9 protein-coding genes are annotated in these 6,976 nt (G+C 67.8%); 4 read left to right on the top strand and 5 right to left on the bottom strand.

The window, feature by feature from the left end; all coding sequences use genetic code 11:
- Positions 1-335: 335 nt before the first annotated feature.
- Both pspA and pspM read left to right on the top strand, forming a co-directional pair.
- On the top strand, positions 336-1,166 hold the full coding sequence (pspA, locus tag NN4_RS34460) for a phage shock protein PspA (protein WP_147140038.1): 831 nt from the start codon (positions 336-338) through the stop codon (positions 1,164-1,166).
- Between the two features lie 136 nt (positions 1,167-1,302).
- Positions 1,303-2,178 (top strand): phage shock envelope stress response protein PspM, encoded by an 876-nt coding sequence (gene pspM / locus NN4_RS34455; protein WP_147140036.1) that lies wholly within the window; start codon positions 1,303-1,305, stop codon positions 2,176-2,178.
- Positions 2,179-2,188: 10 nt separating this feature from the next.
- Here pspM and NN4_RS34450 read toward each other — a convergent pair whose 3' ends face one another.
- The 3 genes from NN4_RS34450 to NN4_RS34440 form a co-directional block, all read right to left on the bottom strand.
- Positions 2,189-2,806, bottom strand: coding sequence for a hypothetical protein (locus NN4_RS34450; protein ID WP_147140034.1), 618 nt, complete (start codon positions 2,804-2,806; stop codon positions 2,189-2,191).
- 201 nt (positions 2,807-3,007) lie between these two features.
- Positions 3,008-3,202 carry a hypothetical protein gene (locus NN4_RS34445; RefSeq protein ID WP_107658206.1) on the bottom strand — a complete coding sequence of 65 codons (195 nt, stop codon included), beginning with the start codon at positions 3,200-3,202 and terminating at the stop codon, positions 3,008-3,010.
- A gap of 112 nt (positions 3,203-3,314) precedes the next feature.
- Positions 3,315-3,974, bottom strand: a complete 660-nt coding sequence (locus NN4_RS34440) for an HAD-IA family hydrolase (RefSeq protein WP_281289441.1) — start codon at positions 3,972-3,974, stop codon at positions 3,315-3,317.
- Between the two features lie 470 nt (positions 3,975-4,444).
- Between NN4_RS34440 and NN4_RS45360 the strand changes: the two genes are divergently transcribed.
- Positions 4,445-4,612, top strand: a complete 168-nt coding sequence (locus tag NN4_RS45360) for a hypothetical protein (protein ID WP_159080611.1) — start codon at positions 4,445-4,447, stop codon at positions 4,610-4,612.
- A gap of 37 nt (positions 4,613-4,649) precedes the next feature.
- The gene (locus tag NN4_RS34435; protein WP_147140029.1) at positions 4,650-5,402 is read left to right on the top strand and encodes a DUF2382 domain-containing protein; all 753 of its coding nucleotides are present in this window, start codon (positions 4,650-4,652) and stop codon (positions 5,400-5,402) included.
- 105 nt (positions 5,403-5,507) lie between these two features.
- Here the strand turns inward: NN4_RS34435 and NN4_RS34430 are convergent, their stop codons facing one another.
- Both NN4_RS34430 and NN4_RS34425 read right to left on the bottom strand, forming a co-directional pair.
- On the bottom strand, positions 5,508-6,416 hold the full coding sequence (locus NN4_RS34430; RefSeq protein WP_147140027.1) for an AfsR/SARP family transcriptional regulator: 909 nt from the start codon (positions 6,414-6,416) through the stop codon (positions 5,508-5,510).
- Complete coding sequence (locus NN4_RS34425) at positions 6,413-6,916, bottom strand: cupin domain-containing protein (protein WP_186818772.1); 504 nt, start codon at positions 6,914-6,916, stop codon at positions 6,413-6,415. Before NN4_RS34425 ends, NN4_RS34430 begins: the two co-directional genes overlap by 4 nt.
- Between the last annotated feature and the right edge of the window lie 60 nt (positions 6,917-6,976).

Here is a 6,976-nt window from a genome sequence, read left to right as displayed (position 1 = left end):
CCCGCGCTGGCGCCCGCGAGCGCAAGCCTGTCGGTGGCCGGCTCGGGCGTGCGTCCGCTGCCGCTGGCCATGGACACCAGAATCGTCATTCCCGCACCCAAGGCCGACATGCTGGTCCTGGTGAAGGGCATGTGACACCCAGCGACAGGTGGCGGCCGCGGCAACGCTGCGGACCGGCGCCGAAAGCGGATAGATTCTCACTAGGCGTCGGTTGGGCCGGGTATACCCGGCGCAACGGCCGCATGGTGGAGGATAGGCATATATCGAGTGCGTGACGGTCGCGCACCGGAGCCGCGTCGAGGGCGCGGCACGTCAGATGGAGGCGGGATCAATCGATGGCTAATCCGTTCGTCAAGGCCTGGAAATACCTGATGGCCCTCTTCGATTCGAAGATCGAGGAGCACGCGGATCCGAAGGTCCAGATTCAGCAGGCTATCGAGGAAGCTCAGCGCCAGCATCAGGCCCTCTCGCAGCAGGCCGCGTCGGTCATCGGCAACCAGCGTCAGCTGGAAATGAAACTGAACCGGCAGCTCGACGAGGTCGAGAAGCTCAACGCCAACGCGCGCCAGGCGGTCACGCTCGCCGACCAGGCCAGCGCCGCGGGCGACACCGAGAAGGCGATCCAGTACACCAACGCCGCCGAGGCGTTCGCCGCCCAGCTGGTCACCGCCGAGCAGTCGGTGGAGGACCTGAAGGTGCTGCACGACCAGTCGCTGCAGGCGGCCACCCAGGCCAAGAAGGCCGTCGAGCAGAACGCGATGCTGTTGCAGCAGAAGGTCGCCGAGCGCACCAAGCTGCTCAGCCAGCTGGAGCAGGCCAAGATGCAGGAGCAGGTCTCCGCGTCGCTGCAGCAGATGGATTCGACGCTGTCGGCGCCCGGCAGCACGCCGAGCCTGGACGCGGTGCGCGAGAAGATCGAGCGCCGCTACGCCAACGCCCTCGGCTCCGCCGAGCTCGCGCAGAACACGGTGCAGGGCCGCATGCTGGAGGTACAGCAGGCCAGCATCCAGATGGCCGGGCACAGCAAGCTCGAGCAGATCCGTGCGTCGATGCGCGGCGATCAGCTGCCCGCGGGTGGCGCGGCCCAGCCTGCCGTCAATCCCGCACCGGCGCAGGCGAACCCGGCTCAGCCGCAGATGAACAAGGGCCAGGCCGCACAGCAGTAACGGTTCAACGCTCGGCGAGGACTTTGTCGGTGGTCACTGGAACACTGGCGAACACAGCACGGGCACCCGGCGGGCCGGCCGTCGGCCGCGCCGGGACCGTGCTGGTCCGATCCGCGCTACCAGTGGGAGAGATGGCATGACTCGGGACAAGGCGCTTCCGGGCCGCAAGCGCGACGCGGCGATCATCCGGGCGCAGGCCGCGCTCGCTCCGCAACCGGGAAGTCTGCCCGACAGTCTGCGCGAGGTCGGCGAGAGCGCCCTGGTCGCGGTGCGTCGCTGGGCCGATCCGCGCGAACGTGAACTGCGCCGTCGCCGCCGCGCCCGCCGCCGCAGTTTCCAGCTCGGCACCGCCTCCGGTCTCACCACCGCGGGAGCTGTTGGGCTGGTGGTCATCTCCGCACCCGCCTGGATCGTCGTCGTGCTCGGCGGCGGTGCGGTCGCGCTGGTCACCGGCACCGCACTGAGCGCCCGCCGCTACCTGCGACTGCGCAAATCACCCCTGCCGCAGCCCACCTTCGTCCCGCGCAAGCAGCCACCGCTGTGGTCGCGGGCGCGCGGACCCATCGCCAAACTGGTCCGCGCCGAACGCGCTCTGCACGGACTCGGCACCCAGATCGCCCGCGGCAACCGGTTGCCCGACGACGAACTCACCGACATGCTCGAAACCGCAGCCTCCGGCTCCGCCGCCCTGCACGCCCTCGCCGCCGACGTGACCGCCATGGAACAAGCCCTCGGCGCCATGGGCCGCGCCGATTCCCCCGCCTCGGTAGCCCTCACCGGCAACCTGCAATTCGCCCTCGACCGCCTCGATACCGGCGTCACCGAATACGAACAGGTAGTCGCCGCCGCAGGCCGCATCCTCGCAGTCCCCGAAAGCGCGGTCATGCGCCACAATTTCGACACCATCGTCGCCGACCTACGCCACGCCGCCGACCGCCTGGACGGCTGGGCCCAAGCCCTCACCGAAGTCGCCGACCAACAGGTACCGATCTCCCGCCCCGGACAACTCTGAACGCTGCTGGTTACGTCCGGTGCTGGAGCCACTGGGTGGTCGATGTTGCGCAGGCCAGTAGGAGGGTGAGGACTGGGAAGACGAGGAGTCCCAGGGATATTCCTCCTGCGATTGCGGCTAAGGAGTCGACGTTGTCGGCGGCCATATCGCGGTACAGCACGGCGTTGCGGGCGCGGATTGCGAAGAACGACAGGACGCCGAGGGCAATTACCGTCAGGCAGCCGAGGGTGATCAGTGCGCGGCCGGCGAAGCGGCGGCGCAGCAGAAAGACGGCTCCTACACCGAGCAGGGCGGCGGCGACTACTTGCGCGATGCCGGAGCCGACGAGGTATTCGCTGTACCAACCGGTGTAGCTCAGGGTTTTCGGTCCGCCGCTATCGGCGTCGAGCGCGGCCACGGAAATCAGATTGCTGGATCCGCCGATGAGGTGGGGGACTGTGCCGAGCAGCGCGAAAACCGCTGCGGTCTTGGCGGTTCCGTTCAGCGGCGTGGCCGTGGCCCGCGGTGCGGGGTACGGGGGGCCGAGGTACTGGGCCGCCAAATAGGCAGGGGGGCCGTCCCGCAGTAGCAGGGCCGGACGCCGCGCGCCCGAGTACTCCGGTGGGCGCGCGGGCGACGGATCGATCATCCCGTCATCGTCGCTTCTCGGCGGGCATCCGGGTATCCACCGAATAGCTGACAGGGCAGCGCACCCCGCGGCCCTGGACGGTCGCGGGATGCTTACCTGGGAGGTAGGCGTCCCTTTCCGCCGTGACAGCCGATATCCGCCGCGGCACCCGCGGCGCGTCCGACACCCGCCGTCGGCGAATGGTGCGCTACCAGCCCGGATTCAGCGCAGTTGGTCTCGGCGGCGCAATTCTTCAGCCCTGGCGCGCAGCGCGGCGTTCACCAGTTCACGGCCCTCGGCCACCAGGTCGAGCACCTCCCAGGAGGCTTTGCGGGCGGCACCGCCGACGATGCCGGCGATCGCGCCACCGTGGCGGCGTGCGGCGGCCGCGAGTTCTTGGGCGAGTTCGTTTTCCATCAGGCACCGACCGTCACGTGAGACCGAGTGAATAAGTGCGTGCCGAACAACAGATGTGCATAGATCGACCATCCCTTCCTGACTGCCGCTATCCGGAACGCTCCGCGCAAGATCAGAGTACAACCGTACACTGACCGAGGTCACGGCCGGGAGAGCGCAAAATCGAAGCCTCCGCGAAGCGTAAACCGTGCTCGGTCCGGCTGGTACCCGAGAGGTCGCGCACGACGATGTCCGCGGGGGTATCCAGCGCCCGCTCACCGACGCCGACGACGCAATGCGGTCCGGCCGCGAGCCCCGCCGCCACCCCGGTGACGCTGTCCTCGAAGATCACGCAGTGTTCGATCGGCCGACCGAGCTGCTGCGCGGCCAGCAGATATCCATCGGGGGCAGGCTTGCCCGCTTGAACATCCGCCGCGGTGATCGCGATGGACGGCAGGGGTAGCCCGGCCGCGCCCAACCGCGCCGCGAGCAGCGCCGCCGATGCCGACGTGACGATGGCCGAGTCCGAGGTCATCGCTTCCAGCAGTTCGCGCGCCCCGGGCAGCGCCTCGGTATCGGTGGCCTCGGAGATCTCGATGTCCTCGATCCTGCCCAGCCCGGCCACTCGCGCGTCCTCGGGCAGGAACAGGCGCACCGTTTCCATCGAGCGGCGACCGTGAATTCCGGGCAGCACCACGGCGGGATCGAGACCGTACTCCCGCGCCCAGCGCGTCCAGGCGCGCGCGCCGCTGTCGATCGAGTCGACAAGCACGCCATCACAATCGAAAAGCACTGCGGTACAAGCCACATCGGTGGGCAAGGTTGCTCCTCCTCGGTCGTCCTCGTTGCCAATACCCGGGGCCCGCGGCAATCGACGGCGCACGCACGCGGGCGATCAGTGCCACCCGTGGGGGACCGCCCGCGGTGAGCGGGGACCCGGAATCAGGTGTTGTGCGGAGGTAGCCGCCGCATGCCCGGCCGCTGACCACCCTACGGTCGCCCCTTCTGCAACCCCCTCGCCGCAAGCGTCGACAGATTTGGCTCATGAGATGGCCCGCGTCAGTGGCAGCCACGCAGCCCTGGAAGTCACCGACCGGGACCGGACCGCCACTGCTCGTCCGCGACATATCCCCCGGTAGCGGGCCGATTTTGCCGACGAGGTGTTTGGTGCGAAGCATGCCGGGTAGTTGCCTTCATGTAGCTGATCGGCCGGATTCCCTCTCAGGAATCGGGAACATTCACTACAAGGGCAGGAGCAGACTGATGCTTGATATTGCCTACCGAAAATCCGCGATCGACCAGGACACGCAACGGCTGGATGTCAGCAGATATCTGGCCTGGGGCAACGTCGATGATCCGGTCCGACGCTCGCGGCAATCGCAGCGAATCGCCGAGGATCTCGACCAGTCCGATCAAAAGGCAAGTGCCTGAACCAATTCCATCGAAATGTACGCGGAGGAATCACATCATGACCGGAATGCTGGAAGAACTCATCGGAAGCGCTGTGTACGACCCGGAAGGCGACAAGATCGGCAAGGTCAAGCGGATCTACGTCGACAACACCTCCGGCGCACCAACCTGGGTCTCGGTGACCACCGGGATGTTCAGCGGCGATTCACTGGTCCCGCTGGCGGGCGCCGAGCTGCGGCACGACCCGGAAGCACTGCAGGTGCGCGTCGAGAAGGAGGAGGTGAAGACCGCGCCGCATCTCGAGCACGACGGTCTGATCAGCCCCGAAGCCGAGCGCGAGCTGTTCGACCACTACCACATCGACCCGAATCGGGCCGGCATGGATCTGGGCGGCAAGCAGCAGATGCGCGGCGGTCGCCGCCCCGACGACAAGGGGATGGTGCGCTCCGAGGAGCGCCTGGCGGTCAACAAGCAGAACGAAGAGGTCGGCCATGCACGTCTGCACAAGTACGTGGTGACCGAGGAGCAGTCCGTCACCGTGCCGACCACGCACGAAGAGGTCCGGATCGAGCGCGAGCCGATCACCGACCGCGGGCAGATGGGCCGCGCCGACATCGGTGAGCAGGAAGCCGAGGTCACACTGCACGAGGAGCGGGTGACGGTGCAGAAGGAAGCCGTGCCGGTCGAGCGGGTCCGCCTCGCCGTCGACGAGGTGCAGGACGAGCAGACCATCTCCGACACGGTGCGCAAGGAGCGGATCGAGACCGAGGGTGTGGAGAAGAACGATCGCCGTAACCCGGGTCGTAGGTGAGCGTCAGTTCGCCGATAGATATCGCTGGGTGAGGATCGGGGTAAACCTGATCCTCACCCAGATATCTGCCGCCTGTTGGCCGACCGGCGAGGGCGGCAACGGTATTCAGCAACCTGGCTTCAAGTGCCGGAAACGGTGCGCGGCGGTCACGACGTCGCGGTACCGGATTATCCGCTGAGTCGAATATGTTGGTGTGCTTGCCTTTCCGGCGAACGTAGCCGGATGCAGCGCCGGATCGTGCCGGAGAATGCGAACCTCGAGCTCGACGGTTTCCGGCGCGAGCGCGGCGCCGAACTGCTCGGCGAGGTTCAGCCGTAGGCAGCGCAGGCGATCGAGTGCGTCGACCTGGCGGCCCGCGCGGTAGAGAGCCAGCGCGTGCAGCCGGGCCAGCGGCTCGTGCAGCGGATGCTCGCCCGCCAAAATGCCCATCTCCCTGAGGCATTCGAGCCCGGAGCCGAGCCGCAGCGCGGCATCCAGCCCGGCAACGGTCAATTCCAGCCGCCACTCGTCCAGCCTGCTCGCCTCCACCGCCGCGTACGGTGCCCACAGCAGGTCGGCCAGCGCAGGCCCGCGCCACAGCCGCAAAGCCTCGTCGGCGGCCGCACCGACCTCGGCGTACCGACCGGCCCGCCGCGCGGCATGCAGCCGATCCGCGATGGATTCGGCGGCCAGCAGGTCACCGGCGACCATCGTCGTGCGATAACCTGCCGGGGTGCGCAACACCGTCGCACCGTGCTCTCCTAGTGCAGTTCGCAACCGCGACACGACAACCCGCAACCGTTCGACCGGTCGCGAGATCTCCCCGTCACCCCACAGGTCCGCGGCAAGTCGCCGATCGGGCACCGGAATCCCACCCGCGAGCGCCAGCCGGACCAGCACCGCCCGCTCCAGCGGACGGTCCACCCCGATCGTCCGCACACCGTCGGTGACCCACACCGGTCCGAGCACACGCACCTGCGCCTGCCCTGTTTCAGGGATACGGGCGGGGCGGGTGATGTCCTGTGCCGCAGTCATTCTCGCGCTCCCCTCCGCTGCGCGAGAACCGGACCCATGAGGGTGATCCCGTAGTGCGCGAATTCGGCTTCGACTTCCGTGCTCGAGGGGCGGCGAAAGTTGTTGGGCGGTAGTGCGAGTTCCGTGGCCGCTGTGCTGAACGCTCGATGCGCCTTTTCGACACCGGCGGGTGTGTAGTGGTGCAGCACCCGCGCCGTTGCTGTGTGCACCGCGAAACCATGGGGGATGCCGCGTGGCAACCACACGGAAGTGCCGGGTTCGGCGTGGATGCGCGCCAAGCCGCGGTGCACGGTGAGCTCCCCTTCCAGCACGAAGCACAGTTCGTCCTCGCGGGAATGCAGATGGACCGGCGGCTCGTCACCTTTCGCCACCACGACCTCCGCCAGCGACAGCACCCCGCCCGTGGTCTCGGCGAGTTGATGCCAGATCACCAGACACCCGAACGCCCATTCCGCGATCGGCTGGTGCTGCCCGAGCTCGTGACGGTGTTGTTCCGGCAAGGTGCGGCTCCTCGATTGGTGACCCCCGCTGTCTTCCATGGTCGATCCGCCGGACCGAGA

The organism is Nocardia ninae NBRC 108245 (assembly GCF_007990755.1).
GTDB lineage: Bacteria > Actinomycetota > Actinomycetes > Mycobacteriales > Mycobacteriaceae > Nocardia > Nocardia ninae.
Note: the sequence above shows the minus strand (reverse complement) of the source record. Positions and strands in the feature narration are given on the sequence as shown.

Bases quoted from the DNA above. Each gene is read 5' to 3' on its own strand.
- NN4_RS34450 (WP_147140034.1), bottom strand. From the start codon at position 2,806: ATGATCGATCCGTCGCCCGCGCGCCCACCGGAGTACTCGGGCGCGCGG.
- NN4_RS34445 (WP_107658206.1), bottom strand. From the start codon at position 3,202: ATGGAAAACGAACTCGCCCAAGAACTCGCGGCCGCCGCACGCCGCCAC.
- NN4_RS45360 (WP_159080611.1), top strand. From the start codon at position 4,445: ATGCTTGATATTGCCTACCGAAAATCCGCGATCGACCAGGACACGCAA.
- NN4_RS34435 (WP_147140029.1), top strand. From the start codon at position 4,650: ATGACCGGAATGCTGGAAGAACTCATCGGAAGCGCTGTGTACGACCCG.
- NN4_RS34430 (WP_147140027.1), bottom strand. From the start codon at position 6,416: ATGACTGCGGCACAGGACATCACCCGCCCCGCCCGTATCCCTGAAACA.
- pspM (WP_147140036.1), top strand. From the start codon at position 1,303: ATGACTCGGGACAAGGCGCTTCCGGGCCGCAAGCGCGACGCGGCGATC.
- pspA (WP_147140038.1), top strand. From the start codon at position 336: ATGGCTAATCCGTTCGTCAAGGCCTGGAAATACCTGATGGCCCTCTTC.